Raw genomic sequence first — 25,292 nt, 5'->3', positions numbered from 1 at the left:
CTCAGGGATCGGTGGCGACCTCGACCGGCTCCGACCGGTCGTGTTCGGGCTCCCGGTCGATATCGCCGTCGCGGGCGTTTTCGGATCTCTCGTTTTCGGCAGTCGCCCTCTCTCCGCCCTCTCGACGGTCAGCGACGTCGAACGCGCCGTTCACGAACCGGCGCAGTACCCGCCCCTCGGCGCGGTGGAGCGTCTCGCTGCACGTCGACTTCGCGAGGTCGCGCGCCTCGGCGAGCTCCGTGAGCGTACACTCCCGCGGGGTGTCGTAGTACCCGGCCGCGACGGCGGCGAGGACGAGGTCGCGCTGGGCGTCGGTCAGGATGGCCCCCTCGCCGGCGTCGCTCGCCGCGATCCCCACGGTGACGCCCTCGCCCGTGAGCCGCCGCCCGAAGGCGGTGAGCCGAGAGCGATCGCCGACGACGTCGACGGTCGCGCGGCCGTCCGTCACCGCGACCGCCTCCTCGATCGGGAGGCCGACCTCTCGCGCGGCCGCGACGTGCGGCGGCGGCGCGGGGGCGACGATTCGGAGCCGCGTTGCCGGCCCGGTCCGGTCGACGACGTCGACCCGGTCCACGCGGTCGTGCTCGCGCAACGCTGCCACCGTCGCCGCGCGGTCGGTGCCGGCGAGGGCGAGCGCGGTCACCTCCCCCTCCGGAGCGGCGACCGTCTCGGTCGCGCGGAGCGTCGCGTCGGGGTGGCCCCGCGACACGTCGCCGAGCCACGAGCCGCTCGGGAAGTCGAGCCGCAGCGTCAGTCGGGTCATGCACGGGGGTAGGGACCGCCACGCCCTCTCGTTGCCCCTTCATTCGTTTCGGGTTTAAAGCCGGTGCGCTGCGCGCGCACCTCGGCGAGCGGGAGGTGGGGGAGCGCGGAAGGCGGCGACGAAGAGCGGAGGGCGGCAGACAGAGGCGGGGGGCGGCAGGCAGAGGGGGCGGCAGGCAGAGGGGGCGGCGACAGAGCGCCGAGCGACGACACCGCCTCGTGAGGCACCGCCCGCCCGGCTACATCTCCCAGTAGTCGACGTCGCCGTCGATCTCGTAGTACCCCTCCAGAGCGCGCTCCTCGCGGCCGCCCGGCGGCGACCCGACGTACACGCCGAACGTCTCTGAGTCCGGATACACCGTCACGTCCGGTTCGGTCATCGTCGACACGGCGAGGTACCGAACCGGCTCCTCGCCCTCGTTGACGATCCGGTGCGCGCCGGACTTGTCCGCCGCGAACGCGACGTAGTCGCCCGCCTCGATCGCTTCCGTCTCGCCGTCGTGGCGGAGCGTCGCCTCGCCCGCGAGGACGTAGATCGCCTCCTCGTTGGCGGTGTGATAGTGGTACGGCCACGACTTCGCCCCGGCGGGGAGCTCGTAGAGGCTGCAGCCGATCCCCTCGCCGTCGGCCGCCTCGGCGAGTTGCTTCCGGCGGAACCGCGTCTCGCCGCGCTCGGTGTCGGTCCAGTTGAGCTCGTCCTCGTGAACGCGTCCCATGGTCGGGGGACGCGGGGCGCGGGCAAAACGGTTCGGGGGCCGCGGGGCCGTCTGACCGTGCAGTCGCCTGACCGTGCGAACCGTCCCGTCGTCGAGGCCCCGGTCGGCGAGTCGAGGCGGTGACGCGCCGACCACCGAACCGGAACCACTACGGCGGGCGGTCGCCACCCCTCGAGCATGGAACTCGGCGTCATCGGACTCGGGCGGATGGGGCAGATCGTGGTGAATCGATCGCTCGACGCGGGCCACGACGTGGTCGCGTTCGACCTCTCGGCGGAGGCGACGGCGACCGCGGCGGAGGCGGGCGCGACGGCCGCGGACTCGGTCGCGGACCTGTGCGACCGGCTCGACGGGTCGGGAGAGGAAGCCGGTGACGGCAAGCGCATCTGGCTCATGGTCCCCGCGGGTGACGCGGTCGACGCCACGCTCGCCGACTTGGAGCCGCACCTCGGCGCCGACGACGTGGTCGTCGACGGCGGGAACTCGCAGTTCCAGGCGTCGGTCCGGCGCGCCGGGGAGACGGACGCCGCGTACCTCGACTGCGGCACGTCGGGCGGCCCCGCCAGCGCCGAGGCGGGGTTCTCGCTGATGGTCGGCGGCCCCGAGTGGGCCTACGAGGCGCTCACCCCCGTCTTCGACGCGGTCGCGACCGGCCCGGACGGCCACGACCGCATGGGCGAGTCGGGGTCGGGCCACTACGTGAAGATGGTCCACAACGGCGTCGAGTACGCGCTGATGCAGGCGTACGGCGAGGGGTTCGAACTGCTGACCGAGGGCCGCTACGACCTCGACATGGAGTCGGTGGCGCGGACGTGGAACAACGGCGCCGTGATCCGGTCGTGGCTCTTGGAGCTGTGCGAGGAGGCGTTCCGCGAGGAGGGGTCCGACCTCGGCGACGTGGCGGACCACGTCGCCGGCGGCTCGACGGGAACGTGGACGGTGCAGGAGGCGCTCGAACAGGAGGTCTCCGTGCCGATCATCTATCAGGCGCTCGCGGAGCGGTTCGACTCCCGGAACGAGGGGCGCTTCTCGCGGCGGCTCGCGAACCGGCTCCGGTACGGGTTCGGCCGTCACGAGGTCGCGCGGCGATCCGAGGGCGAGTGAGATGGTGCGGACAGAGTGAGCCGACAGGCGGGAGCGACCCGCCGCGGCCGAGCGATCGGTTCCGAACCGACGCCGACGGGTACACCGCCTAATTATCACGGTGGATCACGCCCGAGAAACACTTATGTCTGTCCGTGCCAGATATTACCACTCATACCATGTTCGAGCGATTCTCGAGCGGGTACTATCTGGGGGAACTGTACGTGGAACCCCACGACGGCGAGCGCGCCGTCATCCAGCGGGTCGACCACGAGCGCGTCAACGAGCAGCTGTACGCGGACGGCGAGGGGATCGAGCGGCTCGACGCCCCCCTCGTGATGAAGGTCGGCGGCGGTCACATCCCGGTCGCCGGCGACGACGACGTACCGAGCGGCACGCTCGCGATCCCTCAGGCGCTCGCGGACGACGCCCTTCCGGACCGACGGAACGTGCTGCTCGCGGACGCGGACCGCGCCGAAACGCTGTTGCGGTGGGAGGGCTGGGAGCCGTACGCGAACGCGTAGCCCGGATCGACGTGCGTGAACCCGATCCGACGAGTCCGGTTACGCTCCCGGTCGAAAGCGAAAGAAAACGGTCCGGTCGGGCGCTTACTCGTCGTCGATCAGGCCGCCGAACACCGAGGTCGCGGTGTCGGGCACGTCGAAGTCGTGGTAGTGCTCGCCCTTCTCGTTCGAGAGGATGTTGAGGGCCGCGGCGGCGCCGTCGCCCGCCGAGATGACCGCCTGCCACTCCTCGGCGCGGACCATCGCGCCGGCCGCGTACGCGCCCGCGACGCTCGTCTCCATCGAGACGCCGACGTCGACGAGGTCGCCGTCGAACTCGCAGCCGAGCGACTCGGCGAGGTCGCGGTTCGCGCCCGTCGCCAGCACCACGTAGTCGGCCTCGTACTCGTCCGCCTCGGTCGTCACGACGAAGCCGTCGCCGGCCTCCTCGACCGCGGTGACCTCCTCGCCCTGCTTCCGGTCGACCCCGAAGTCGTCGGCCTGCTGGCGGAGGGTCGCGAGGAACTCGCTGCCGCCGACCGAGCCGATCCCGGGGTAGTTGAACAGGTGCGCCTTGTGCATCCAGGTGCCGTCCGTGTCGAACAGGACCGCGTCGAGCCCGTTCTTGCCCGCGAACAGTCCCGCGCTGAGCCCTGCCGGTCCGCCGCCGACGATTGCTACGTCTGCCATACCCGTTGTATCGTGCGCACATTCATAAGGACTGGCGAAAGCGGTCATCGAGGCGGCGGGCGGGCGGAGGGACGGTAACGCGAACCCGGGAGTTCCGCCGCCGCGATGCTACTCCGAGAAGTCGGACAGCGAGCCGCGGCGGTCAGACCCGGCGTCACCGTCGGCGTCGTCCCCAGAATCGATGTCGCCCTCGGCGGACGAGACGCTCTCGTCCTCCTCGCCGCTGCCGTCGCGCCACGGATTCTCGGGGTCAACAGGCTCGACGGCGCGGTCGAGGTCATCGGCGGAGTAGTCGGTCTCGTCGTCGAGGAGCATCGCGAGCCGCTGCCAGCGGGCGCTCTGCTCGTCTTCGCCCTCCGGACCGACCCGGGCGCCGTGGGTCTTGAAAAAGTGCGTCTCGCGGTCGCGCCGCGCGCCCTCGCCGGTGTGCCCGTCGAAGACCGCGTCGAACGGTCCCTCCGGTTCGAGGTCGCCCACGGGGAAGTCGTGGGCGGGCTCCTCGCCGTGCTCGCGGGCCTCCGCGCGCACCTCGGCGACGGCGGAGAAGTAGGCGTCGGCGTTCGAGGCCTCGCGGGTCGAGCGCGCCCGGGCGGCCGCCAGCGCGGCGTGGATCGCGCAGAGCCGCCCCTTCCACTCGGCGGGCTCCCAGCGCCCGGTGGCGAGCGCCTCGTAGCGCTCGATCGTGAGGGCCGCGTCGCTGCCCGCGCGGAGGTCCTCGACGACGTAGAGGTTGAGGCGGTCCCAGAGGTTCCACGCGTAGCCGGAGCGGGCCAGCTCCCACGCGGCCCACGCGGCGGCCTCCTCGTCGGAGCGGCGCACCGCCTTCTGGAGGAGGCTGGAGACGACGTACCGGCTGTACCCGCCGTCGGTCTCGTTGGCCTCTTTCGGCTCGCCGAAGTCGTTCTCGCCGGTCGCGTCCGGCGTCGTGTCGGTCTCCAAGCTCCCGTCCGACCCGAACGTCGCCTGTCTGTCGTCGCCGTCGGCCATACCCCCGCTCCCGCCGCGAGCGACTTAAAAACCGCGCGCGGCGAGCGCGGTTCGGATTCCCGAGGTGTCCGCGGTACGGCGGATCACACCCGATCTGAAAGGGAACCCTTAAGTCGAATCCGGCGGGTAGAATACGGTAACCGCCCTTAGCTCAGCCTGGTAGAGCAGTCGACTGTAGATCGACTTGTCCCCCGTTCAATTCGGGGAGGGCGGACTTCTGTTCCAGCCGATCTGTAATCGACCGTAGATCGGCTTCGCTCCCGTTCTCGTGAATCGAAGGGAAATCGGTAGGTGCGCGCAGCGCGTGTCTTTCGGCGTTCGATTCGGGAGGGGAGACTGAACCTCAGCGCTCGCGAGCGACAGCGGGCGGACGCTGACGCTGGGGAACGAGCCAACGCACGCCGGGAGACGGGAAACACCACCGGGGCTCCGTCCCGCTTGCGATCCGACCGCCGCGGCCGCTCAACGGCGACTCACGCCAAGAAGACGTGGCGCGGGCGGTCGGCCAGCACCTCGCGGCCCCACTCGACCGTCTCGCGGAACTCGTCGGAGCCGAAGAACTCCATCGCGTCCTCCTGCGCGCGCCACTGGCTCGCGATGAACATGTCGTTCTCGTCTTTGACGTTCACCATCAGGTCGGTCTCGACGTGGCCGTCCATCTCCGCGAGGATCTCCCCCACGTCGTCGAACGTGTCGGTGAAGTCCCCTTGGTGCTCCGGCTTGACGGTGTAGAACATCCCCATCGTGCCGAAGCCGGACTCCTCGCCGGCGCGGGCGACGATCCCCGGCAGCTCCGAGAGGAAGCCGGCCGCGGTCTCGGCTGCGGAGGCCGTGTCCCAGATGGAGACGACCGCGGCGCGGTCCGTGTGGCGACCCTCGTACACCGCGGTCTTGACGTGGGTGCCGTAGTGGTCGAAGTTGCCGCGCAGCCCCTCGACCTCGTCGAACAGCTCGTCCACGTCGGCCTCGCTGTAGAGCACGGTCGCGTACACGTCCTCGCCGTGGGGCTTGCCGGCGTAGATGTCCAGGTCGGCGAGTTCGCCGCGGATGTCCGCGTCAGCGTCTCCACCCTCCTCTCCGTGGGGATGGTCGCCCTCCCCGCTCGCCTCTTCGCCGTGGGGGTGGTCGCCGTGCGCGGAGCCGCCGCCGGAGGCGGCGTGGTCGTGGCCGTGGCCGTGGCCGTGACCGTGGTCGTCCTCACCGTGGTGTCCCGCTTCGCCGTGAGCGTGACCGTGCCCGCCTTCGCCGTGAGCATGGCCGTCGCCGTCCGGTGTCGGCACCGACTCGCCAGCGAGGTAGGCGCCGAGGTCCGCGGGCGGGAACCGGCGACCGATGTAGAAGTCGCCGAACTCGCCGTACCGCGAGGAGGCGGGGTCGAACCGCATCTCGTAGACGATGTCCTTGATGTCCGTCGGGTCCGAGCCGAACAGGGTGACGCCCCACTCGTGGCTATCGAAGCCGACGGAGGAGGCGATCACCTGCTTGATCCTGCCGGCGTACTCCTTGCCGACCTCGCCGTGGTCGGCCATGAGGTCGGCGCGGTCCTCGAAGGAGAGGTCGTACCAGTTGTACTCCTCGCCGCGGCGCTTGCTCATCGGGTAGAAGCAGACGTACTCGTCGTCGGGGATCTCCGGCGTTAGTTTCCCTTCGATGTAGCGTTTGAGACCCGTATCGACCGACTCGGGGTCCTCGAAGTACTCGTCGGAGACGTAGCCCGAGACCTCGGTGACGGAGACGTAGGAGGTGGTTTGCTCCGTGAACTCCGCGAGCGCGGTGTTCTCGAACCGGCGCTCGATCGACGACAGGTCGTCGAGCGAGGGGCGGAAGTGGACGAACAGGAGGTCGGCCTTGTGGCCGAGCACGGAGAACAGCCCGGAGTCGCCCGCCTCGGCGTCGGCGACCCGTTCCCGGTCGTTCAGGAAGGCCTTCCCCTCCTCGATCGCCCGTTTCCGCTCTCGCTCGGGGGCGTCGCGCCACGCGTCCCAGTCGATGGATCGGAAGTCGTGCAGCGCGAACCACCCTTCCTCCGTCTGTGGTGCCTCGACCATACGGCGGCTTGGGTCGCCGGGACTTAGGGGTTTGTGAGTCGTCGGCGTCGGTGCGTGCGCAGAACCGTGTCCGGGACCGTGACCGGAGTCGCCTCGACGAGCTGCGCGGCCACACCTGTGAACCCTCCAACAACGTTAATCGCTATTAGTATGTTGGTAACATATGGCAATCGCTCGGCACGAACGCGGACTGCGGGCCGATCTGCGGGCGCTGCTCTCGCAGGTCCATCCGGTGTTCATGTTGCCGCCGCTCGCGGCCTCGTGGTTCGGGGCCGCCGTCGCCGGCGAGTTCGCGCTCGCGGTGGGCGCGATCCACATGACCGCGATCTTCTTCGCGGTGTACACGGCGCACGTGAAGGACGGCTACGTCGACTTCCACCGGCGCGGCGAGGACGACGACCACCCGATGACGGTCCGCGGCTGTCGCCTCTGCCTCCTCGCCGCCGGCGTCGGCTTCGCCGCCTGTACGCTCGCGCTGGGCGTGCTCGTCGGTCCGGGCGCCGCGCTCGTCACGCTTCCGACCTGGTTCGTCGGATACCTCCACGCGCCGCAGCTCGACACGAACCCGATCACCACGACGCTGGGGTACCCGACCGGTATCGCGCTCGCGCTGCTCGGCGGGTTCTACGTCCAGACGACCGAGGTGACCGCGACGGTACTCGGGTTCGCGCTCGTCTTCCTCGTGACGCTCGCCGGGGTGAAGATCATCGACGACGAGCAGGACTACGCGTACGACCGGTCGATCGACAAGCGGACCGTCTCGGTGCTGCTCGGCCGACCACGAGCCCGGACGCTGGCGTTCTCCCTGTTGATGGCCGGACTCGTCGGCGTTCTCTGGGGGACGGTCGGCGGGCTGTTCCCCCCGTCGGCGCCGGCCGCGGCGCTCGCGTTCGGCTCGGTAGCGCTGGTCGCCAGGCGGGCCGGTCCGACGATCGCCACGATGCTGCTGATCCGCGGCGCCTACGTCTTCTTGGCCCTCCTGCTCGTGGCCGTCTGGTTCCGACCGCTGTCCGGGGCCTCGCTTCCGGACATCACGGTTCTCGGGCCGTACACGTACCTCGCCACCGAGGTCGTCTTCGGCGCGCTCGCGTTCGGTCTGCTCCGCTACGCCGGCGCGCTCCGTCAGGCGGCCCGGACGATCGCCGCCCTGTACCCGGTCGCGTACTTCTGGGACTGGTACACGCTGGAGGTCGGCGTCTTCGAGATCGCGATGCGCACCGGGCACGACCTGTTCGGAATCCCGATCGAGGAGCACCTTTTCATGATCGTCGTGCCGGCGCTCGTCATCGGCGTTCACGAGACCGTCCGAACGCTCTCAGCCGAGTCGGACGACGTGTCTCGAAGCGATTCACACACGTGAACGCGCCCACGGTTCGACTGCAGTTCGACCGCCGATCGGTGTCACGACCGAAACCCTTCACGACGACTCAGAAACGTAGGGAGGGCGGTGAAGAGGCCGACCCCGCCGCAGACGGCGAGAGATCAGACGCAGACGACGCCGAGGACACCGAGTCCGCGTCGTCGGGGGCGGCGGACTGACGGAGGCGGGCCGGCGGCGAGAGCCGGCCGGCGGGACCGGGGTCGGAACTCCCGTCCCGAAGGTCTATACGGGTCACCCGCGACTACCCGGACGATGTCCACCGACGAACCGTCCGTCCCGATCGTGTGCACCGAATGCGAGACGGAGACCAGCGTCCCGCTCTCCGACGTGGCGGACACGCTCGCCAAACATAACGACGGGAAACACGACGGGGAAGAGATCGCGGAGGTCGACCCCGCACTGAAGGACCGACTCGCCGACCTCGTCGCGGAGGACCTCGGCCTCTTCGACGAGGCGTGAGACGCGGCGCGAGCGGTCAGTCGTTCTGCGCGAGCGCGCCTTTCGGGTGGCCCTTGTGCTGGAGGTTCCGGTTGTCGCGCTTCCGCGTCGCCGTTGCGGGGATGACCTCCTCGACCTCGTCGCGCGGGCGCCCGGTATACCCGTGGTCGGGCTGCTCGGCGCAGTGAGCCATCGCATCGTGAGACCCCTCCCAAGCCCCCTCGTCGCAGTCGGCCGCCGTGCAGACGAACACTATCTCATCGGACATGTTAGCCGAGGGTACCGGTGCGGCGTATAAAAACGTCACAGCCACATTATCACGCATGATATCTCTGTCGGAGAGACGGAAAGAGAGGGCGACCGTCAGTCGCCGAGCACCGGAACGCCCGAGAGCTCGACGCTCGTGCCGGCGTTGCGGCAATCCTCCAGCGCGTGTTTGGCCGCGAACCCCGCCTCGTGGGCGGAGGCGCCGCGACCGACGCCGACCTGAAGCTCGATGTCGACGTCGTCGGCCACGTGCGCGACCGCGTCCGCGAACGCTCGTTCGGGGAGGTCCGGACAGACGGCGACGACGTTGTCGCCGCCGACGAAAAAGGATAGGGCGCCGTGCGTCTCGCGGAGGTACCGCGTCAGCGAGCCGTAGGCGCGATCGACGTGCAGGAACGTGTCGAACTCGTTGAGGCGGTCGGTGTACTTCCCGGTCACGTTCACCACGTCGAAGTGGGCGATCTGGAGGTCCGATGGATTTGTCTCGGTGAGGTAGTCGCCGGCGAGCACCTCGGTCCGGCTCGCGTCCTGCGCGCTCCCCTCGGTCTGGAGCAGGCGGTTCGCGGCCTCCAAGGCGTCGATCGGTCGCTCGGCGACCCCGGTCCCGAGGCTGACGCTCACGGGGTAGCGGTTCCCGATCGACTCCTGTAGCGCCGCGTGGGCCGCGCCGTCGAGGCCGTTCGTCACGGCGATCATGTTGTCGTAGCGGGTGGAGAAGACGTAGGCGTCCCGCGGACCCATGAACTGGGCGATATCGGCGAAGAGCCGCGACTGGAGCGCCTGCAGGTCCATCTCCCGGCGGGGCTCCGGCGTCACCGTCCACGGCCCGTAGTTGTCGATCTGGACCAGCGTCACCTGAGTCGTCGTCACAGTGAGCGTGGATTGGGAACGACCCCGCTTTACGCTTCCGTTATCCCGAAGGTGGAACTGGTACCGGATATGAAACGGGAGGACGGTTCCGGAGCGGAGCGCCGGGGCGAAGCGCCGGAACCGAGCGCCGCAACCACTACGGCCGTGGCGCTCCGAGTCCTCCCATGGAGTTCAGCGGCGCCGTCCTCGACGTGGACGGCACGGTCGTGCGAGGCGACGACCCCATCCCGGGCGCGCCGGCGGGCTACCGCCGGCTCCGCGAGGCCGGGATCGAGACGCTGTTCGTCTCGAACAACCCGACGAAGGCCCCGCCGGCGTACGTCGACCGACTCGGAGGCGCGGGCTACGAGATCGACGCGGACCGGGTGTTCACGGCCGGGAGCGTGACGACGCGGTACCTGCGCGAGCAACACGCGGACGACGAGCTGCTGTGCATCGGCGCCCCGGGGCTGGTCGACCAGTTCGAGGCGGCCGGGCTCGCGACGACCGACGACGTCGACGCCGCGGACGCGCTCGTCGCCTCGATCGACCGCGAGTTCGACTACGGCGATCTCTGTACGGCGCTGTGGGCGCTCGAACGCGACATCCCCTTCATCGGCACCGATCCCGACGTGGTCATCCCGGCGCCCGAGCGCGACGTGCCGGGCTCCGGGGCCGTGATCAACGCGATCGCGGGCGTCGCCGAGCGCGAGCCGGACGCCGTCCTCGGGAAGCCATCGGACACGGCGATCGAGATGGTCCGCGAGCGGCTGCCGTACCCCCCGGAGGAGTGTCTCGTCGTCGGCGACCGGCTCGACACCGACATCGCGCTCGGCGAGCGCGCCGGGATGACCACCGCGCTCGTGCTGTCCGGCGTCACCGACGAGGATGCGGTCGCGGACGCGAGCGTCTCGCCGGACTACGTGCTCGACGGCCTCGGCGACGTCGGCCGCGTCATCGGCTGACGAGACGGTCGGTGCGGCACCGCGACGGCCGACCGACCCCCGACCGCCGATCCCGGCGTTGAGTCGCTGTGACGGCGACCCCGGGTGCGACCACGTTCGCGCTGTGGGAAACGCTTATCAGACCTGACATCCATCGCTCGAATATGAGTGAGGTTGCCTCACACGAGAACCGGACGGGCGACGACGAGGACCCGGAGGAGACCGTCCGCGTGATCGAGGGGCACGCGGTACAGTTCACCGAGTACCGTTACTGAACGCCGGGGACCGCGCGACGGCGGCGAGCCTCCGCCGACGGGGACGGGGCGCTGTCGGGAGCGTTAAGTGCGCGTCGCGGGTATCCGAGCGTGTGATACGGAGGCTTCGACGGGCGAGCGTCTTCGCCGCGGTGGCCGCGGTCGCCGTCCTCGCGCCGGCGCTCGGCGACGCCGCCGCCGTGCCGTTCCTCGCCGCCGCCGGCCTCGTCTTTTTCGGGGTCCGCGACGGCGAGTGGTTCGAGACGCTCGCCCTGCCTGGCGACCGCGAGGAGGAACGCCTCTACGGCTTCGTCGCGTTCGCACTCGCGGCCGCCGGCCTCGCGCTGTTCGCCTCCCTCCCCCGCGCCCCGCTCCCGTACGAGGCGTTCGCCTCGGCGGCGCTCGCGGTGGGCTGCGGCCGTCTCGGCCGCGCGGTCGTCGCCGAGCGTGCCGCCGTCGACGAGTTCTCCCTCGTGGCGGGGTACGTCGCCGGCGGCACGCTCGGCGCGCTCGCCGGACAGGTCGGCGTACTCCTTCAGACCGGCAGGTCGGGTCTCGTCGACGGGCTCCCCGAAATCGTCTTCCTCGCGGCCGTGGCCGCGCTCGCGGCGGCGCTCGTCAGGTCGCTCGTGTTCGACCGGGACGCGCACATCACGGTCATCCTCGTCGCGTTCGCCGTCTGGGGATTCGTCGCGCTGGACCCGACCGTCACCGTCCCGCTCGTCGCCTTCGGGCTGGCGGTGACCGGCGCGCTCGGCTACGTCTCGTTCGCGCTCGGCACGGCCTCCGTCCCCGGCATGTTGACGGGTGTGCTGTCCGCGCTGCTGGCCGTCGTCCTCGGCGGCGTCGGCTGGTTTGCCACGCTCATCTCGTTTTACGCGATCGGCGGGTTGGCCTCGAAGTACCGCTTCGACGAGAAGGCGGACCGTGGCGTCGCACAGGAGAACGAGGGTGCCCGCGGCACCGGGAACGTGCTGGCGAACTCCGCGGTCGCGCTCGTCGCCGTCGTCGGCTACGCGGCGACCGCCCGCGTCGGCGTGCCGGGCGCGCTCTTCGGCTTCGCGTTCGCTGGCGCGACCGCGACCGCGATGGCGGACACGCTCTCCTCCGAGATCGGGGGGCTCTACGACGGTCCCCGCCTCGTGACCACCCTGCAACGCGTCGAACCGGGCACCGACGGCGCGGTGACGTGGCAGGGCGAACTGGCCGGACTCGCGGGCGCGCTCCTCGTCGCCGGGCTCGCGGCGTTCGGGATGGCGATCGGCGATCCGGCAGTCGGCGGGGGGATCGTCGTCCTCGCGGGCGTGGCGGGGATGACCGTCGACAGCCTCCTCGGCGCGCTGGTCGAGGGCGAGCGGATCGGCAATCAGGCGGTGAACTTCCTCGCGACGCTGTCGGGGGCGATGGTCGCCGTCGCCGCCGCCGTCGCGCTCGGGGTGGGCGCGTGAGATGACGGGGGAGTCGTCCGACTTCGGGGACGGGGCCGACGAATCCGAAGCGGCGGGCCATCCCGCTCCCGATCCCAGGGTCCGCGCCGCCCGCCCGGCCGACGCCGCCCGGATTCGGGAACTCCAAGACCACCTCCGACAGCCCAACCCGGACCTGCTGGAGTACGGGCTCGCGGTCGGGTCGGCGCTCGTCAGCGTCGCCGACGGGCGAGCGGTCGGCTATCTGCTCCCGGTCGACGCGCCGAACCGCCCGGGCGTCCACCTCGCCGAACTCGTCGTCGATCCGGACCATCGCCGTGAGGGACGCGCTCGCGGACTCCTCTCGGCCGTCCTCGCCGACGCGACCGGCCCCGTGACGCTGCAGGCGCACCCCGACAACGACGCCGCCCTGTCCCTGTACGAGGGGCTGGGGTTCGAGGTCGTCGACCGGCGCGCCGACGCGTACGCCGACGGCGACGCGCTGGTGTTGCGCCGGGAGTAGGGGGGACAGACAAAAGGCCTATTCGAGCCCCACGCGTCCGGCGAGACATGACCGACGCCGACGCGGGAGAGGAGGCGATCGAGGTCGACTTCGGCGACGACGGGCTCGTCCCCGCGATCGCGCAGGACGCCGACTCGGGCGAGGTGCTGATGCTCGCGTACGTCTCGCCGGCGGCGCTCGAACGGACCCGCGAGACGGGCGAGGCGCACTACTACTCGCGGTCGCGCGACGAGCTGTGGCGCAAGGGCGGCTCCTCCGGACACACGCAGGAGGTCCGCGAGGTCCGCGTCGACTGCGACGCCGACACCCTGCTGTACCTCGTCGACCAGAACGTGGGGGCGTGTCACACCGGCCACCGCTCCTGTTTCCACCGAACGATCGACGGCGAGCACGTCGGCGAGCGCGTCTTCGACCCGGACGAGGTGTACTGAATGAGCGGCGCGGGAGCGACGACCGACGCGGACGAGGCCGACCCCGTCCGCGAGGCGGGCGAGGCGGCCGCGACGCTGCGCGAGCGCTACGACGGGCTCGCCCGGATCGAGGCGCGGATCGCCGACCTCGGCCGGGACCGGATCGAGACCGCCGCCGACGCCTACCGCCGGGCGCACCGCGTGCTCGACCAGTACGAGGAGGACGCGATCGGCACCGGCGACTTCGGCTCCTACGTCCAGTTCCGGGGGGAGTTCGGGGAGGCGGTCGACGCCGCCGCCGACGCGCTCGCGGCCGACGCGTTCGCCGCCGCGGACGAGGCGGTCGACAAGCGCCGGCTCTCCGAGGCCGACTTCGCGGCCGCCCGGGAGGCGCTGGAGCCGGCCGGCGAGTACGTCGACCTGCTCGCCGACCGCGACGCGGCCCTCGACGACTACCGGGCCGCGCGCAAGGCCGCGCGCGAGGCGAAGAAGGCGCTCGACGCCCGCCTCGACGAGCTGCGCGCGGTCGCCGACATGGCCGACGCCGACCTCGACGCCGACGTGGACCGGCTCCGGGAGCCGATCGAGTCGTACACCGACGCGGTCCGCGAGGCGTTCGACGAGTTCTACGAGTCGGCGTCCGCCCGGGACGCCTTCGCCTTCCTCGACCGCGCCGACGGCACGCCGTTCGTCGACGCGGACGTGCCGCCGACGGACCTGCGCGAGTACGTCGACGAGTACGAGGCGGGCGAGGAGCCGCTCCCGACCCTGTTGGAGTACGCCGATTACTCGAACTCGAAGCTGGAACACTACGTCGACGACCCCGGCGCCCTCCGGACCGCGGTCGCGGTCCACCGCACCTACGTCGAACGGCTCGACGCCGAGCCGCTGACGCTTGACTGGCCGCCGGCGGAGGGCGACGAGCTGGCCTACGAGATCGACGAGCTGATCCCCCTCGTCTCGCGGATCGCCGACGACGAGACGGTGGCGACGCTCCGGTCGGTCCGCGACCTCGCGCGCGACGAGGAGTACGAGCGGCTCCGCCGCGCGGCCGCGGTGCGCGACGCGCTCGACGACCCCGAGCTCGACCTACTGGACCGCGGCGTCATCGACGACCGGGTGCGCGAGGCGGAGCGGACCCTGTCGGTCGTCGAGGACGTGTTAGCGGAGACGAAACGGGAGTAGTCCTTTTTATGAGTCGGCGGCGGCGACATGCGGGCATGACCAGATTCGACGCCGCGACCGAGAGAGAGCGGCTGAAGCTGTTCGCGGACGCGGCGACCGCCCACCGCGCCCGGTCGAGCGAGGTGATGACCGTCGACGTGGACCCCGACAGCGACACCACCGAGGGCGGCGAGGTGCCGCCGTGGGTCCAGCTCGCGGGTACGGAGCTGATCTTGGACTGCACCGACGACGAACTGGACCGGCTGAAGGACCTGCTCGGGGAGTTCCCGGAGTTCCGGATCGACGAGCTGGTGAGCCCGGAGGAGGCCGAGGGGACGAACGCCGTCGTCACCGCCCGGTCGGACGCGAACCGCGTGGCGGGGTTCGTCGAGCGCGCCTTCCGCGAGGTGTACGGGCTCGACGACGACTACCGGGCGTGGGTGACGGCGGTTTAAAAGGGAGATAGACCTCGCGCCCGACGGAAACGGCTATCCGACCGCGCGCGCTCGGTCGGGTATGCCCACCGAGACGGAGCGGATGCTCGCCGGAGAGCCCTACGACCCGAGCGCGCCCGAACTGGTCGCCGACCGGGAGCGCGCCAGCGACCTCGCTCGGCGGTATAACGCGACGACCGAGGCGGAAGCGGCGCGGCGCGAGACGCTCCTGCGGGGGCTGTTCGACGCGGTCGGCGACGATCCGATCGTCGAGCCGCCGTTCCGGTGCGACTACGGCTACAACGTCGCGGTCGGCGACGGCTTCTTCGCGAACTACGGCTGCGTGTTCCTCGACACCAACCCGATCTCGTTCGGCGACCGGTGTCTGCTCGGGCCGGGCGTTCACGTCTACACGCCGACGCACCCGATCGACCCCGAGGAGCGCGCGACCGGCCGCGAGCGCGCCGAGCCGGTGACCGTCGGCGACGACGCCTGGATCGGGGGCCGCGCCGTGCTCAATCCGGGCGTGACGGTCGGCGACGGCGCGGTGATCGCCTCGGGCGCGGTCGTCACGAAGGACGTGCCGGACCGCGTCGTGGTCGGCGGGAACCCGGCGCGGGTGATTCGAGAAATCGAGTAGGTGGCTCTGTTGAAACCCTCCAAAACTGAGAGGAACGACTCGATGGATACGGAGGATGTAGTCAGCAGGGTAACTGCATTATTTTCTCCAAAATGGGTCCTGAATCTGCCGATAAAACAAGCCTGCATACTGAATGCCGTTTCCCAAGCGAGATTCCTGAAAATGTCGTACTGATGTTGTAATCGTCCCCGGTTGGTACCGATCTCAACATCTGCCCGCCAGTGTGATGTGAGAATTCATTCCCATGGTATGCTAAACACATACTTATAATATTTTCGACAATTTCTTAGGTACAAGAGAGCGCCTACGTTGTATGTGTCTTCGAGATTTCCATCCGGCTGTCCTTGCAACAGCACTCGCTACATTCGTTTCCTTCCTTGGAATCGGAGTCGTCGATCCGATCTTGCCCAGTATCGCGCGTGAGCTGGGAGCGTCTCATTTCATGGTGATGTTTCTATTCACGAGCTACCTCCTAGTGATGGGACTCGCCAATCTGGTCGCGGGCACGCTCGCCACGCGAATCGGGAGCAAGAACACGATGCTTCTCGGGATCGGAACCGTCGCCGTGTTCGCGGGGGCTTGTGCACTCGTCTCGACAATTGAATCGCTGGCGATCCTCCGCGGCTTCTGGGGACTCGGAAACGCGCTGTTCACCACGACGGCGCTCGCTATCATCGTTGGAGTGGCCGGGGGCAGCAGTAAGAGCGCCATCTCTCTCTACGAAGCAGCACTCGGCTTCGGCATCGCTTGTGGACCACTCCTCGGTGGTTTATTGGGCGCACAGTCGTGGCGATTACCGTTCGCCGGGACGAGTATTCTGATGATCGTCGCGTTCGGGTTCGTCGTCGCAACAGTCACCGAACCGGACACCGAACGCCAGCAAGGGATTCGCGATATCGTCGGGACGTTCCGTCATACGGGCGTGCTCACGAATGCGGTCATCGGTATGCTCTACACCTTTGGCTTCTTCACGCTGCTCGCGTACACCCCGCTCGTCCTCGGCCTCCGCACGGTTCAAATCGGTCTCGTATTCTTCGGCTGGGGACTGTTCGTAATCGTGGGGGCAACCGTCCTTTCGCCGCGTCTGAACCGGCGGTTCGGAACGCCTGAAACGACCAGTGGTGCTCTCGCCGTCTTCGCAGGCATTCTATGTCTGATGTGGCTTTCGAGTACCACCAAGGTGCTCTCTGGGCTCGTCATCCTTGGTGGGCTCCTCTGTGGAATCTTGAACGCGAACCTGTCGACGCTCGCAATGGAGATTTCCTCCCACAGCCGGTCGGCAGCTTCGGGGGCGTTCAACAGTCTCCGATTCACCGGCGGTGCATTCGCGCCGATCACCGCAGGGTATCTCGGCCAGAACTACGGTGCGACCCTTCCATTCCTGCTCGGCGCGGTCGTCGTCGTCGTCGGATTCGTCGTACTGTTGGGTCGGTTCAGTGAGTTCGGTTTCTCCAGCCCGGAATCAGTCACCAGTCACTGATAGCGTCTCGGATACCACCTCTCCGACAATCACTGAGCTTGCGGGGCGGATTGAACGTGAGAATGAGTCTGGGGTGCAAATCGGACAGTGTATCGTCTGTGTTGACCGATCCACTCTGATCGAATTGGGATTGATTCTGTGCGAGATACGCGCCGTGTATTCAGCACGGATACTGAAGCCTATCACCAGTTGAGGATTTCAGCAGAGCCGAGTGGACTTATTCGAGCGCGTCGGCGAGAACGGGCGCGACGCTGACGACGCTACAGCCGCGTTCGAGCGTGTCGCTGCCGACGATGCGGTCGACGCCGGCCGCGCGAAGCTTCGTCACGGCGTTGGCCGCGAGCATGGGGTGGACGCAGGCCGCGAGCACCCGCGCCGCGCCGCGGTCGTTCAGCACGGCGACCGACTCGCTCATCGTCGACCCGGTGGCGACGATGTCGTCGACGACGACCACGTCCCGTCCCTCGACGGTGGCGTCCGAGGGCGACACCTCGATCGCGCCCGTGTCGCGGTCGCGGTGCTTCTCGAAGTAGTCCGTCTCGCCCGCGCCGTACGCGTCCCGGACCGTCTCCGCGATGCCGACCGCGCCCTCGTCGGGCGCGAGGAACAGGGGGTCCGCGAGGTCGGCCGGTAGGGGCTCCGCGAGCACATCGGCGGCGTCGACCGTCTCGACCGGTGCGTCGTAGAAGTCGGCGACGCCGGCCTCGTGGGGGTTGACGAGGACGACGCGGTCGGTCCCCGTGGAGACCGCTCGGGCCATCGCCCGCGCCGAGACCGGCTCGCCGTCGCCGAACGACTGGTCCTGTCGGGCGTACCCCATGTAGGGGATCACCGTCGTCACGCGCTCGGCACCGGCCCCGCGGACGGCGTCTTGGAGCTGGAGCAGTTCGACCCACGCCGCGTCGGAGTCGGTCGCGGCGACGACCGTGGCTTCGTCGCCCGCGAAGTCGGGGGCCGCGGCGAGCCCCTCGCCGTCCGGGAACCGGTCGTAGGTCGGCGTCGCCAGCTGCCGGCCCGTCTCCTCGGCGAGCGCGGCCGCGAGCAGCTGTGAGCTTGATCCGGGTACGATCATGGGCGTCCGTACCCCAGACACCGGTAAACCAGTTTCCTTACTCGTTCGCCTCGCGGGGCGGACCATTCCGCTCCCGACGCAACCCTCGACCGAGCGCCACGCGAGCGTGTGACGCACCGCAGCCACAGGGGCGGATATTTACGCGAGCGGCGGATACGACGCCGTAATGACCGAAACAGGAGACCGAGTCGGTCTCGCCTGCCCGTCGTGTTCGCCGGGCGAGGAGACCGTCCACGAAGTGTTGCGCCCCGGCGGGCAGGCGACCGTCCGCTGTACCGAGTGCGATCACACGCACAAAGCGGAGATCCCCGAGGAGGAGACCGTCCGGCTGACCGTCGTCGTCTCGCAGGACGGCGAGTCGTTCTCGACAGAGATGGACGTGCCCGCGGACACCCACGTCGCCACGGGCGAGGAGTTCGTCGTCGACTCCCCCGACGCCCTGATGCAGGTCCGGGTGACCGGCATCGAGGTCGGCCCCGAACAGCGCGTCGAGGAGGCCGACATCGAGGCCGTCGAGACGCTGTGGACCCGCGCGGTCGACAACGTCTCCGTCCCGGTGACGCTGCACCCGAAGGACGGGAACGCCGACCAGACGCGCTCGCTGCAGGTGAACGTCCCCGGTGACTACGAGTTCACCGTCGGCGAGACCGAGGTCTTCGGCGAGGAGGAGTTCACCGTCGAGGGCGTCCAGATCCGCGAGGACGCCCCCGAGTACCGCCACGAGAAGCTGGACCACGAGGGCGACTTCGCGTACGCCAAGGACTGCAAGCGGGTGTACGCCCGCGACGAGAGTCTGACGGCGTGGTCGGCCTGGTAAGCGGGAGAGAGATTTAGGGTCGAGCGAGCGCTCTGCAGAACGGGCCTTCGAAAAAACGGTGGCATCGATGGGGATGACCCACATCGAACACCGTCTGTGAATACGACCGCGACGTGGTCGGAGCGGCGTTAGATGACGCGGTTCTGCAGGTAGTCGAGGTGTTTCGCGTTGTAGACGATCTTGACCTCGTCGGTCGCCGGGCTGCCGATGCAGGTCAGGCGGACGTCCTTCTCCTCGACCTCCTCGTCGGAGAGGATCTGCTGCATGTCCATCTCGATGTCGCCCTTCTTGACGATGGAGGCGCAGTTCGCGCAGGCGCCGGCGCGGCACGAGAAAGGCCAGTCGTAGCCCTGAGCCTCGGCGGACTCGAGGATGTACTCGCCCTGATTCACTTCGAGGGTACCGTAGTCCTCGTCGTCGAGGTCGGCGGCGGCGGCCTCCTCGAACAGGTCGTCGTCGTCCATCGACCAGCCGTGGTCGTCGAGCACTTCGTAGTTGAGGTATTCTACTGTGGGCATCACCCGCCGGTTTGATGCCCACCTCATTAGGCTTTGCTGTTCCTCGTTTCCGTCGCGCGATCGGACCGCCGCGGAGGGGTGAACACGTTCGTTTTGACGGCGGTTCAAGGGGGATGCCCGACCCGTTGGCGCGTTTGAGCTCTGCTCCGTGACAGCGCGTCGCCGTGTCTTCGCCCGCGGAGCGCCTTCGAGGTCGGCCACCCGCCGGTCGCGCCGCTCCCGCGGCGGTCCACAAAGCGTTTATCGCCTCAGGGAACACGACCCCTCGTGAACAGCCGGACCGCCGTCTTCGGATACGTCTTCGCGGGCGTCGCGCTGGCCGCGCTCGCGGCGGTCGCGTGGGTCGCCTCGCCACACGCCGTGCTCGACCCGCTGTCGTGGCTCGCCGACGATCCGGTCCGGTTCGGCGCCGCGCTGCTCGCGCTGACGGCCGTCAGACCGCTCCTCGCGTGGCCGACGACGCTTCTCGCCGTCGTCGCCGGCTTCGGGTACGGATGGGCCGGGCTCCCGCTCGGCGTCGCCGCGATGGTGGCGACCGCGCTCCCCCCGTACTGGCTCGCCCGGGCGGGGCGCGTCCGCGTCCGCGAGACGTTTCGGATCGCCGACCGGCTCTGCGACGCCGGCGAGCGGCTGGCCGACGCCACCGGCGGCGTCCGGGCCGTCACCGCGACCCGCCTGCTGCCGGTCCCCTCGGACGCCGTCTCCGTCGCCGCGGGCGGGTCCGGAGTCCGGCTCCGATCGCTGCTCGTCGGCACCGCGCTCGGGGAGCTCCCGTGGGCGATCGTGGGCGTCGCGATGGGCGTCTCCGTCGACCGGCTCGCGGACGGCGGCGCCGAGATCGCTCCGACCGCGTTGGTCGCGATGGCGGGCCTCGGAGCGATGTTGCTCGCCGGACCGCTGTATCGAACGTTCTTAAGAGATCGCGCGTCGACGACGGCGTGATCGGCGTCGACAACGGCGGGCGTCCGCGCGGCGAGCGCCGCTTCGCTGCGTCACGTCGAACGAACCCGACCGTCCCGACGCGTCGGACCGCGGCGGGACGATCGAACGGGTCGTGTGCCTCCGACGGGGGACCGATGCCAGCGTGCATTCCCCTGGTCCCCGAATCCCGGGACCGCTCCCAGCCCTGACCCCGAAGCCGCGGTCGGCTACGGCCGGACCGACCGTCGATCGGTGCGTCCGAACCGCGGCTCCAACGGGGGACCGAGGGAAACGCGACGCGCTGTCTATCCCGTCTCCTCGTAGTCGACTTCGATCCCGCTCGGCACCGGTCGGAGGAGGTACCGCCCGTTACCTCGCAGCACCGGCGCGAAGTCGGCCGTGAACGTCGTCCGCGCGTTCTCGCGGATCTCGAACGCCGCGTTGAACTTGAGCGGCGCGTTGCCGGGCAGGTCGACCGTCGCGTCGCTCCCGTCTGTGAGCGTCCCGTCGGCCGCCGAGACGTCGAGCTGGAGATACGGGTAGGTGCCGACCGCCAGTTCCCGCTCGTCGATCAGCTGCGTCTCCCCGTTCTGGAGTTCGACGAGGTCGGCCTCCTGCGGTTCGTCGAACTCGTGGTACTCGCGGCCGTCGGGGGCGTCCTCCTCACCGCCGCTCCCGTCGTCACCGTCGGTTTCGTTGCCGGCGGCGTCGGTGTCGTCGCCGTCGTCGCTCTCGTTGCCGCTTTCGTCGCTCTCGTTGCCGCCGTCGGTTTTGTCGTCGGCCTCTGGCTCAGCGCCCTCCGGGCCGAGCCAGATCCCCTCGACCGTGACCACGAGCGACTCGAAGTCGCCGATGTCGGCGGGCTGGTCGGTGACGGCGGTCGCGAGCGTTCCGGTCGCGCGACCGACGCAGCCGGCGAGCCCGGCCGCACCGAGCGCGGCGGCGCCCGTCGCCCGCAGGTAGGTCCGCCGGTCGAGCGAGGTCCGCCGGTCGAGCGCGTCGAGGCCGTGCGTGCGGTCCGACACGTTACGGCGCCTCCCCGTCGCCCGAACCGGACCCGCCGTTCTCACCGCCCCCGTCACCGGCGATGTCGCTGACGGTTTCACCGAGGTCGTCGACGCCGCCGGAGAGGAAGTCGTTGACACTATCCAAGATGCCGCCGACGAACTCCGGCACCTGATCCGGCAGGTCGCTCGGCGGTCCCGCGTCGCCCGGTGCGTCGTCCGGGCCGGGGGCCGCCGCGACGGCGCCGGCGGCCGCGCCGGTCCCGATCAGTATCACCGCGGCGAGCGCCACGATCAGCGTCGTTCGGATCGCGTTCATGACGGTCCCCGCTCGGACCGCTGTCGCCTTTAATACCCCAAGCCGTTCAGCCGAATTGCGCCCGGTTTAATTCGGATTAATCGGCGGCAGGAGGCTCGACGACGCCGTCCCGCCGATATCGACGGCTGCTTATAAAGGAGCGGGTAGGACGGCCGACCGCGCGGCCGCGGCCGCGGACCGCATCAGGAATGAGGACTCTGCGCGCGCCGCGGACCGGATCGACTCTGTCGGGGCGTCGATCCGGTCAAGAATTTGCCCTCGTCAGGGCTCCAGCCGGTTCGGGTCGCGCGGGAACATGATCGCCTCCTTGATGTTGTCGAGGTCGGCGACCTTCTGGACGAGCCGGTCGATGCCGAGCCCGTAGCCGCCGTGGGGCGGGGTGCCGAAGCTGAGCGCCTCGATGTAGAACTCGAAGTTGGCCGTCTCGACGCCCTCCTCCTCCATGACCTCGACCATTCGGTCGGCGTCGTGCTCGCGCTGGCCGCCCGAGGAGAGCTCCTGACCCTTGTAGATGAGGTCGAACTTCCGGGAGGCGATGTCGTCGTCCGGCACGTCCTGCATGTAGTAGAACTTCTCGTCGGGGTAGCCGACGACGAAGAACGCGGGGTGGCCCTGCTCCTCGAAGTGCTGGCCGAGCAGCTTCTCGCCCTTCGTGTCGAGGTCGGTCGGGTCGTCCGGGAAGTGACCGAACTCGGTCTCGAGGATGTCGAGCGTCTCGTCGAAGGTGATCCGCGGGAAGTCCTCGTCGGGCACGTCGAGGTCGACGTCGAGCAGGTCGAGTTCGCGCTCGGCGTTCTCGGCGGCCTCGCGAAGCGCGTGGCGCAGCGACTCCTCCTGTACGTCCATCACGTCGTTGTGATCGTCGATGTACGCGAGTTCAACGTCAAACATCGCGATCTCGGAGACGTGCCGGGAGGTGGCGAAGTCCTCGGCGCGGAACGCGGTGCCCGTTTCGTAGACGGCCTCGTAGCCCGACGCCATCAGCATCTGCTTGTACAGCTGGGGGCTCTGCGACAGGAACGCGTCCTGGTTGTAGTAGAGGATCGGGAACAGCTCCGCGCCGCCCTCGGCGCCGCCCTTCGAGATGAGCGGCGTCTTGATGTCGACGAACCCCTCGTCGTCGAACCACTCTTCCATCGCCGTCATCAGCTTCGAGCGCAGGGTGAACACGGCGAGCGTCTCCGGCTTGCGGAGGTCGAGCGCGCGGTTGTCGAGCCGGGTCGAGAGGTCGACCTCGATGTCCTTCGAGATCTCGAGCGGGAGCGGGGAGTCCGCCTCGTCGATGACCTCGTACTCGGTCGGCGCGATCTCGACGCCGCCGGGCGCCTGATCGCTCTCCAGCGGCTCGCCGACCACGCGGACCACGTCCTCGGCGCCGACGTCTTGGACCGCCTCGAACAGCTCCGGCTCGCGCTCCTCCTTGAAGACGATCTGGATGAGCCCCTCGCGGTCGCGCACGATGAGGAAGACGAGGCCTCCCAAGTCGCGGATCTCGTGGACGTGGCCGGCGATGGCGACCTCGTCCGCGTCCGGTTCGACGTCCGACGTGTGGATTCGCTCGATCATGACGGTGGCTGCTTACGGGCAACTGGTCGGGCGTTCGTCATAGGCCTGTCGTCTCGCCCTCGCCGGAACCGGCCGATCTGGGTCATCTGAACGGGGTTCGCGGCGGCCACTCGGAGGGACGCCGCCCGTCTGTAAAACGTTCGGTACCACTTCACAGGATCGCCATAGATTTAATAATCACCCGATATATCAAATCGGTAACGGCGCTTCGCGCCGCCGGAGTCCACGTATGACCCGCTTCCGTTCCACCGCCTCGGCGTCCGCCGCCCTTGTCAGCGGCGCGCTCCTCGGCTGGAACGGCTACGGGGCTCCGGAGACACGGTCCGTCCGCCCGACCGCGTGACGCGCGTTGGCTGGGGGAGTTCCCCGCGGGACGGACCGCACCCCTACTTCTCCAGCCGTCGCTGTGTCACCAGACGATCACCGATCGCCGGACGCGACCGTTATCCCCTCGCGAGCGTCGGGTCCGCCGTCGACGGCGGACCCGCGTTCGAGGCCGCGGACCGGTCCGCGCCGCGTTCGACTCGCGGCGAGGGGCTATGGCAGCAGCCATCCACACGCAGACCGTGGAAGCGACCGTGACGGTGCGCGTCTCGCAGGCCGCCGCCGGCGACCTCGCCGCCGGCGCCCGCGCGCAACTGGAGCGGGTCGACGGCATCGACGTCGAGGACCTGTCGATCGCCGGCCTCCAGCCGGGGCTCAACGACACCACCGTCGAGGCGGTCGCGACGCTCTCAGTCGCGGAAGTCAGGGATGCGAATCAGCCGGCAGAGCGCGTCGCCGACCGGCTGTCCGACGGATTCGGCGTCGAACCGGAGCAAGTCGAGCGAGTCGAACCGCCGGGGTGACGGGGTCGCGCTCGGCCTCCGTCACCCACCGACCCCTCACTCGCCGAGCCGATCGCGCACGTCGCTCTCCGCCCGGCGGAGCACGTCGCGGATCGGCAGCCCGGTCGCCTCGCCCACCTCGGCGGCGTCGTCGTACTCGGCGCTCACGTCGTAGGCGTCTCCGTCGGCGGTCGACGCGACCTTCACCGTCACCTCGTGGTCGTCGCCGTCGACCGAGAGGACCGCCGTCTCGAAGTCGCGCTCGGCGATCCACCGGTGGGTCGCGCCGGACTGGCGGACCCCGAGGGTCCCGGTCTCGCGGGCGAGCCGCTCCGCGACGGCCTCGGCGTCCTCCGGCTTGCAGATCGCCTTCACGAGGTGGCCCGGCCGCGACTTCTTCATCGTGGTCGGCACGATCGTCACGTCGCGCGCGCCGGCGCGCTTGAGCGTCTCCTGAAGCCCGCCGAGCACCTCGGGGGCGGCGTCGTCGAGGTTCGTTTCGAGGACCGCGATGTCGTCGCGGACGAGGGCGTGGCCGTGAGCGCTCTCGTCGTCGTGGCCGTGAGAATAGTCGTGAACGTGACCGTGACCCTCAGCCTCCGACTCGCGCCCCTCGCCGACCAGCGCCCGGAGCACGTTCGGATGATCCGGGAAGGTCGCGGCGCCCGCCCCGTAGCCGGCTGCGTCGATAGCGAGATCTGGAATCGCGTCGACGCCCTCGGCGATCGCGGCGAGGATCGCGGCGCCCGTGGGTGTGAGAAGCTCGCGGTCGACCGGCCCGCCGACCACCGCGAAGTCGGCGTCGGCCGCGATCTCGGTCGTCGCCGGCGCGGGAACCGGGTAGACGCCGTGGCTCATCTCGACCTCGCCGCCGCCCGTCGCGACCGGGGTCGTCACGACCCGCTCGGGGTCGAGGTCGTCGAGCAGCAGCGCCGCGCCGACCACGTCGGCGATCGCGTCGTCGGCGCCGACCTCGTGGAAGTGGGTCTCGTTGAGGTCGGTGCCGTGGACCGACGCCTCCGCGCGGCCGAGGCGTTCGAAGGCGTCGAGCGCGACCGACTCGACGGGCTCAGAGAGGTCCATCGACTCGACGAGCGCGACCACCTCGGGGTAGCTGCGGTGGACGCCGGCCCCCTCGGCGTGCTCGGCGTCGTCGTGGGCGTGTTCGGAACCGTCGTGTTCGTGCGAGTGACCGTCGTGGTCGTGTTCGTGCGAGTGACCGTCGTGGTCGTGTTCGTGCGAGTGACCGTCGTGGTCGTGTTCGTGCGA

29 protein-coding genes and 1 tRNA gene are annotated in these 25,292 nt (G+C 69.6%); 17 read left to right on the top strand and 13 right to left on the bottom strand.

Annotated features, from left to right (window positions below; translation table 11 throughout):
- Position 1 precedes the first annotated feature (1 nt).
- Entirely contained in the window at positions 2-763 is a 762-nt protein-coding gene (locus ESO89_RS00145; protein ID WP_128903669.1) for a helix-turn-helix domain-containing protein, read from the bottom strand.
- A gap of 238 nt (positions 764-1,001) precedes the next feature.
- On the bottom strand, positions 1,002-1,478 hold the full coding sequence (locus ESO89_RS00140; RefSeq protein ID WP_128903668.1) for a cupin domain-containing protein: 477 nt from the start codon (positions 1,476-1,478) through the stop codon (positions 1,002-1,004).
- A 177-nt stretch (positions 1,479-1,655) separates the two neighbouring features.
- Here ESO89_RS00140 and ESO89_RS00135 point away from each other — a divergent pair, with 177 nt between their 5' ends.
- Both ESO89_RS00135 and ESO89_RS00130 read left to right on the top strand, forming a co-directional pair.
- A complete protein-coding gene (locus ESO89_RS00135; protein ID WP_128903667.1) occupies positions 1,656-2,582 on the top strand; it encodes a decarboxylating 6-phosphogluconate dehydrogenase in 927 nt (308 codons plus the stop codon).
- 158 nt (positions 2,583-2,740) lie between these two features.
- The gene (locus ESO89_RS00130) at positions 2,741-3,085 is read left to right on the top strand and encodes a DUF5802 family protein (protein ID WP_128903666.1); all 345 of its coding nucleotides are present in this window, start codon (positions 2,741-2,743) and stop codon (positions 3,083-3,085) included.
- Positions 3,086-3,169: 84 nt separating this feature from the next.
- On the opposite strand, the gene ESO89_RS00125 is transcribed toward ESO89_RS00130, so the two are convergent.
- Together ESO89_RS00125 and ESO89_RS00120 are read right to left on the bottom strand one after the other, a co-directional pair.
- Positions 3,170-3,754: an NAD(P)/FAD-dependent oxidoreductase gene (locus tag ESO89_RS00125; RefSeq protein WP_128903665.1), complete on the bottom strand. Its 585-nt coding sequence runs from the start codon at positions 3,752-3,754 to the stop codon at positions 3,170-3,172.
- A 108-nt stretch (positions 3,755-3,862) separates the two neighbouring features.
- Positions 3,863-4,741, bottom strand: coding sequence for a hypothetical protein (locus tag ESO89_RS00120; protein ID WP_128903664.1), 879 nt, complete (start codon positions 4,739-4,741; stop codon positions 3,863-3,865).
- A 140-nt stretch (positions 4,742-4,881) separates the two neighbouring features.
- On the opposite strand from ESO89_RS00120, the gene ESO89_RS00115 reads away from it, so the two are divergent.
- Positions 4,882-4,955 (top strand) — tRNA-Tyr (locus tag ESO89_RS00115).
- 259 nt (positions 4,956-5,214) lie between these two features.
- Here the strand turns inward: ESO89_RS00115 and ESO89_RS00110 are convergent.
- A complete protein-coding gene (locus ESO89_RS00110) occupies positions 5,215-6,789 on the bottom strand; it encodes a heme-binding protein (RefSeq protein ID WP_128903663.1) in 1,575 nt (524 codons plus the stop codon).
- A 163-nt stretch (positions 6,790-6,952) separates the two neighbouring features.
- On the opposite strand from ESO89_RS00110, the gene ESO89_RS00105 reads away from it, so the two are divergent.
- The 3 genes from ESO89_RS00105 to ESO89_RS00100 all read left to right on the top strand — a co-directional run bounded on the left by ESO89_RS00105 (position 6,953) and on the right by ESO89_RS00100 (position 8,629).
- Positions 6,953-8,149 (top strand): UbiA family prenyltransferase, encoded by a 1,197-nt coding sequence (locus tag ESO89_RS00105; protein ID WP_128903662.1) that lies wholly within the window; start codon positions 6,953-6,955, stop codon positions 8,147-8,149.
- A 38-nt stretch (positions 8,150-8,187) separates the two neighbouring features.
- The gene (locus ESO89_RS18725; protein ID WP_206731708.1) at positions 8,188-8,328 is read left to right on the top strand and encodes a hypothetical protein; all 141 of its coding nucleotides are present in this window, start codon (positions 8,188-8,190) and stop codon (positions 8,326-8,328) included.
- A 94-nt stretch (positions 8,329-8,422) separates the two neighbouring features.
- Positions 8,423-8,629, top strand: coding sequence for a hypothetical protein (locus ESO89_RS00100; protein WP_128903661.1), 207 nt, complete (start codon positions 8,423-8,425; stop codon positions 8,627-8,629).
- Between the two features lie 16 nt (positions 8,630-8,645).
- On the opposite strand, the gene ESO89_RS00095 is transcribed toward ESO89_RS00100, so the two are convergent.
- Positions 8,646-8,876: a hypothetical protein gene (locus ESO89_RS00095; protein WP_128903660.1), complete on the bottom strand. Its 231-nt coding sequence runs from the start codon at positions 8,874-8,876 to the stop codon at positions 8,646-8,648.
- A gap of 95 nt (positions 8,877-8,971) precedes the next feature.
- Positions 8,972-9,745, bottom strand: a complete 774-nt coding sequence (locus tag ESO89_RS00090) for a GTP cyclohydrolase III (RefSeq protein ID WP_128903659.1) — start codon at positions 9,743-9,745, stop codon at positions 8,972-8,974.
- A 164-nt stretch (positions 9,746-9,909) separates the two neighbouring features.
- Between ESO89_RS00090 and ESO89_RS00085 the strand changes: the two genes are divergently transcribed.
- The 8 genes from ESO89_RS00085 (at position 9,910) to ESO89_RS00050 (ending at position 16,979) form a co-directional block, all read left to right on the top strand.
- On the top strand, positions 9,910-10,689 hold the full coding sequence (locus ESO89_RS00085) for an HAD-IIA family hydrolase (protein WP_128903658.1): 780 nt from the start codon (positions 9,910-9,912) through the stop codon (positions 10,687-10,689).
- A 346-nt stretch (positions 10,690-11,035) separates the two neighbouring features.
- A complete protein-coding gene (locus tag ESO89_RS00080) occupies positions 11,036-12,370 on the top strand; it encodes a DUF92 domain-containing protein (RefSeq protein WP_206731707.1) in 1,335 nt (444 codons plus the stop codon).
- Position 12,371: 1 nt separating this feature from the next.
- Positions 12,372-12,851 (top strand): GNAT family N-acetyltransferase, encoded by a 480-nt coding sequence (locus ESO89_RS00075; protein ID WP_128903657.1) that lies wholly within the window; start codon positions 12,372-12,374, stop codon positions 12,849-12,851.
- Positions 12,852-12,898: 47 nt separating this feature from the next.
- On the top strand, positions 12,899-13,282 hold the full coding sequence (hisI, locus tag ESO89_RS00070; RefSeq protein WP_128903656.1) for a phosphoribosyl-AMP cyclohydrolase: 384 nt from the start codon (positions 12,899-12,901) through the stop codon (positions 13,280-13,282).
- Entirely contained in the window at positions 13,283-14,446 is a 1,164-nt protein-coding gene (locus ESO89_RS00065) for a DUF7118 family protein (RefSeq protein WP_128903655.1), read from the top strand.
- Positions 14,447-14,481: 35 nt separating this feature from the next.
- Entirely contained in the window at positions 14,482-14,880 is a 399-nt protein-coding gene (locus ESO89_RS00060) for a hypothetical protein (RefSeq protein WP_128903654.1), read from the top strand.
- A gap of 61 nt (positions 14,881-14,941) precedes the next feature.
- On the top strand, positions 14,942-15,499 hold the full coding sequence (locus ESO89_RS00055) for a sugar O-acetyltransferase (RefSeq protein ID WP_128903653.1): 558 nt from the start codon (positions 14,942-14,944) through the stop codon (positions 15,497-15,499).
- Positions 15,500-15,812: 313 nt separating this feature from the next.
- On the top strand, positions 15,813-16,979 hold the full coding sequence (locus ESO89_RS00050; protein ID WP_128903652.1) for an MFS transporter: 1,167 nt from the start codon (positions 15,813-15,815) through the stop codon (positions 16,977-16,979).
- A gap of 217 nt (positions 16,980-17,196) precedes the next feature.
- On the opposite strand, the gene prs is transcribed toward ESO89_RS00050, so the two are convergent.
- Positions 17,197-18,051, bottom strand: coding sequence for a ribose-phosphate diphosphokinase (gene prs, locus ESO89_RS00045; RefSeq protein WP_128903651.1), 855 nt, complete (start codon positions 18,049-18,051; stop codon positions 17,197-17,199).
- A 166-nt stretch (positions 18,052-18,217) separates the two neighbouring features.
- On the opposite strand from prs, the gene ESO89_RS00040 reads away from it, so the two are divergent.
- Complete coding sequence (locus tag ESO89_RS00040) at positions 18,218-18,868, top strand: HVO_0476 family zinc finger protein (protein ID WP_128903650.1); 651 nt, start codon at positions 18,218-18,220, stop codon at positions 18,866-18,868.
- A gap of 128 nt (positions 18,869-18,996) precedes the next feature.
- On the opposite strand, the gene fer is transcribed toward ESO89_RS00040, so the two are convergent.
- Positions 18,997-19,386: a ferredoxin Fer gene (gene fer, locus ESO89_RS00035; protein WP_128903649.1), complete on the bottom strand. Its 390-nt coding sequence runs from the start codon at positions 19,384-19,386 to the stop codon at positions 18,997-18,999.
- A 267-nt stretch (positions 19,387-19,653) separates the two neighbouring features.
- Here fer and ESO89_RS00030 point away from each other — a divergent pair, with 267 nt between their 5' ends.
- Positions 19,654-20,328, top strand: coding sequence for a TVP38/TMEM64 family protein (locus ESO89_RS00030; protein WP_128903648.1), 675 nt, complete (start codon positions 19,654-19,656; stop codon positions 20,326-20,328).
- A gap of 284 nt (positions 20,329-20,612) precedes the next feature.
- Here ESO89_RS00030 and ESO89_RS00025 read toward each other — a convergent pair whose 3' ends face one another.
- From ESO89_RS00025 to aspS, 3 genes are all read right to left on the bottom strand, one after another.
- Positions 20,613-21,332 carry a DUF4382 domain-containing protein gene (locus ESO89_RS00025; protein WP_128903647.1) on the bottom strand — a complete coding sequence of 240 codons (720 nt, stop codon included), beginning with the start codon at positions 21,330-21,332 and terminating at the stop codon, positions 20,613-20,615.
- Between the two features lies 1 nt (position 21,333).
- Positions 21,334-21,630, bottom strand: a complete 297-nt coding sequence (locus tag ESO89_RS00020; protein WP_128903646.1) for a hypothetical protein — start codon at positions 21,628-21,630, stop codon at positions 21,334-21,336.
- 261 nt (positions 21,631-21,891) lie between these two features.
- Positions 21,892-23,196 carry an aspartate--tRNA(Asn) ligase gene (gene aspS / locus ESO89_RS00015; protein ID WP_128903645.1) on the bottom strand — a complete coding sequence of 435 codons (1,305 nt, stop codon included), beginning with the start codon at positions 23,194-23,196 and terminating at the stop codon, positions 21,892-21,894.
- 539 nt (positions 23,197-23,735) lie between these two features.
- Here aspS and ESO89_RS00010 point away from each other — a divergent pair.
- Positions 23,736-24,044: a hypothetical protein gene (locus ESO89_RS00010; RefSeq protein ID WP_128903644.1), complete on the top strand. Its 309-nt coding sequence runs from the start codon at positions 23,736-23,738 to the stop codon at positions 24,042-24,044.
- 36 nt (positions 24,045-24,080) lie between these two features.
- Here ESO89_RS00010 and larC read toward each other — a convergent pair.
- A partial coding sequence (gene larC / locus ESO89_RS00005; RefSeq protein WP_128903643.1) for a nickel pincer cofactor biosynthesis protein LarC occupies positions 24,081-25,292 on the bottom strand: 1,212 nt, incomplete at its 5' end.

Source organism: Halorubrum amylolyticum, assembly GCF_004114995.1.
GTDB lineage: Archaea > Halobacteriota > Halobacteria > Halobacteriales > Haloferacaceae > Halorubrum > Halorubrum amylolyticum.
This window is presented reverse-complemented; position numbering and strand designations above follow the sequence as displayed.

Coding starts and splice junctions, on each gene's coding strand:
- ESO89_RS00145 (WP_128903669.1), bottom strand. CDS start 763: ATGACCCGACTGACGCTGCGGCTCGACTTCCCGAGCGGCTCGTGGCTC.
- ESO89_RS00140 (WP_128903668.1), bottom strand. CDS start 1,478: ATGGGACGCGTTCACGAGGACGAGCTCAACTGGACCGACACCGAGCGC.
- ESO89_RS00135 (WP_128903667.1), top strand. CDS start 1,656: ATGGAACTCGGCGTCATCGGACTCGGGCGGATGGGGCAGATCGTGGTG.
- ESO89_RS00130 (WP_128903666.1), top strand. CDS start 2,741: ATGTTCGAGCGATTCTCGAGCGGGTACTATCTGGGGGAACTGTACGTG.
- ESO89_RS00125 (WP_128903665.1), bottom strand. CDS start 3,754: ATGGCAGACGTAGCAATCGTCGGCGGCGGACCGGCAGGGCTCAGCGCG.
- ESO89_RS00120 (WP_128903664.1), bottom strand. CDS start 4,741: ATGGCCGACGGCGACGACAGACAGGCGACGTTCGGGTCGGACGGGAGC.
- ESO89_RS00110 (WP_128903663.1), bottom strand. CDS start 6,789: ATGGTCGAGGCACCACAGACGGAGGAAGGGTGGTTCGCGCTGCACGAC.
- ESO89_RS00105 (WP_128903662.1), top strand. CDS start 6,953: ATGGCAATCGCTCGGCACGAACGCGGACTGCGGGCCGATCTGCGGGCG.
- ESO89_RS00100 (WP_128903661.1), top strand. CDS start 8,423: ATGTCCACCGACGAACCGTCCGTCCCGATCGTGTGCACCGAATGCGAG.
- ESO89_RS00095 (WP_128903660.1), bottom strand. CDS start 8,876: ATGTCCGATGAGATAGTGTTCGTCTGCACGGCGGCCGACTGCGACGAG.
- ESO89_RS00085 (WP_128903658.1), top strand. CDS start 9,910: ATGGAGTTCAGCGGCGCCGTCCTCGACGTGGACGGCACGGTCGTGCGA.
- ESO89_RS00075 (WP_128903657.1), top strand. CDS start 12,372: ATGACGGGGGAGTCGTCCGACTTCGGGGACGGGGCCGACGAATCCGAA.
- hisI (WP_128903656.1), top strand. CDS start 12,899: ATGACCGACGCCGACGCGGGAGAGGAGGCGATCGAGGTCGACTTCGGC.
- ESO89_RS00065 (WP_128903655.1), top strand. CDS start 13,283: ATGAGCGGCGCGGGAGCGACGACCGACGCGGACGAGGCCGACCCCGTC.
- ESO89_RS00060 (WP_128903654.1), top strand. CDS start 14,482: ATGACCAGATTCGACGCCGCGACCGAGAGAGAGCGGCTGAAGCTGTTC.
- ESO89_RS00055 (WP_128903653.1), top strand. CDS start 14,942: ATGCCCACCGAGACGGAGCGGATGCTCGCCGGAGAGCCCTACGACCCG.
- ESO89_RS00050 (WP_128903652.1), top strand. CDS start 15,813: ATGTGTCTTCGAGATTTCCATCCGGCTGTCCTTGCAACAGCACTCGCT.
- prs (WP_128903651.1), bottom strand. CDS start 18,051: ATGATCGTACCCGGATCAAGCTCACAGCTGCTCGCGGCCGCGCTCGCC.
- ESO89_RS00040 (WP_128903650.1), top strand. CDS start 18,218: ATGACCGAAACAGGAGACCGAGTCGGTCTCGCCTGCCCGTCGTGTTCG.
- fer (WP_128903649.1), bottom strand. CDS start 19,386: ATGCCCACAGTAGAATACCTCAACTACGAAGTGCTCGACGACCACGGC.
- ESO89_RS00020 (WP_128903646.1), bottom strand. CDS start 21,630: ATGAACGCGATCCGAACGACGCTGATCGTGGCGCTCGCCGCGGTGATA.
- aspS (WP_128903645.1), bottom strand. CDS start 23,196: ATGATCGAGCGAATCCACACGTCGGACGTCGAACCGGACGCGGACGAG.
- ESO89_RS00010 (WP_128903644.1), top strand. CDS start 23,736: ATGGCAGCAGCCATCCACACGCAGACCGTGGAAGCGACCGTGACGGTG.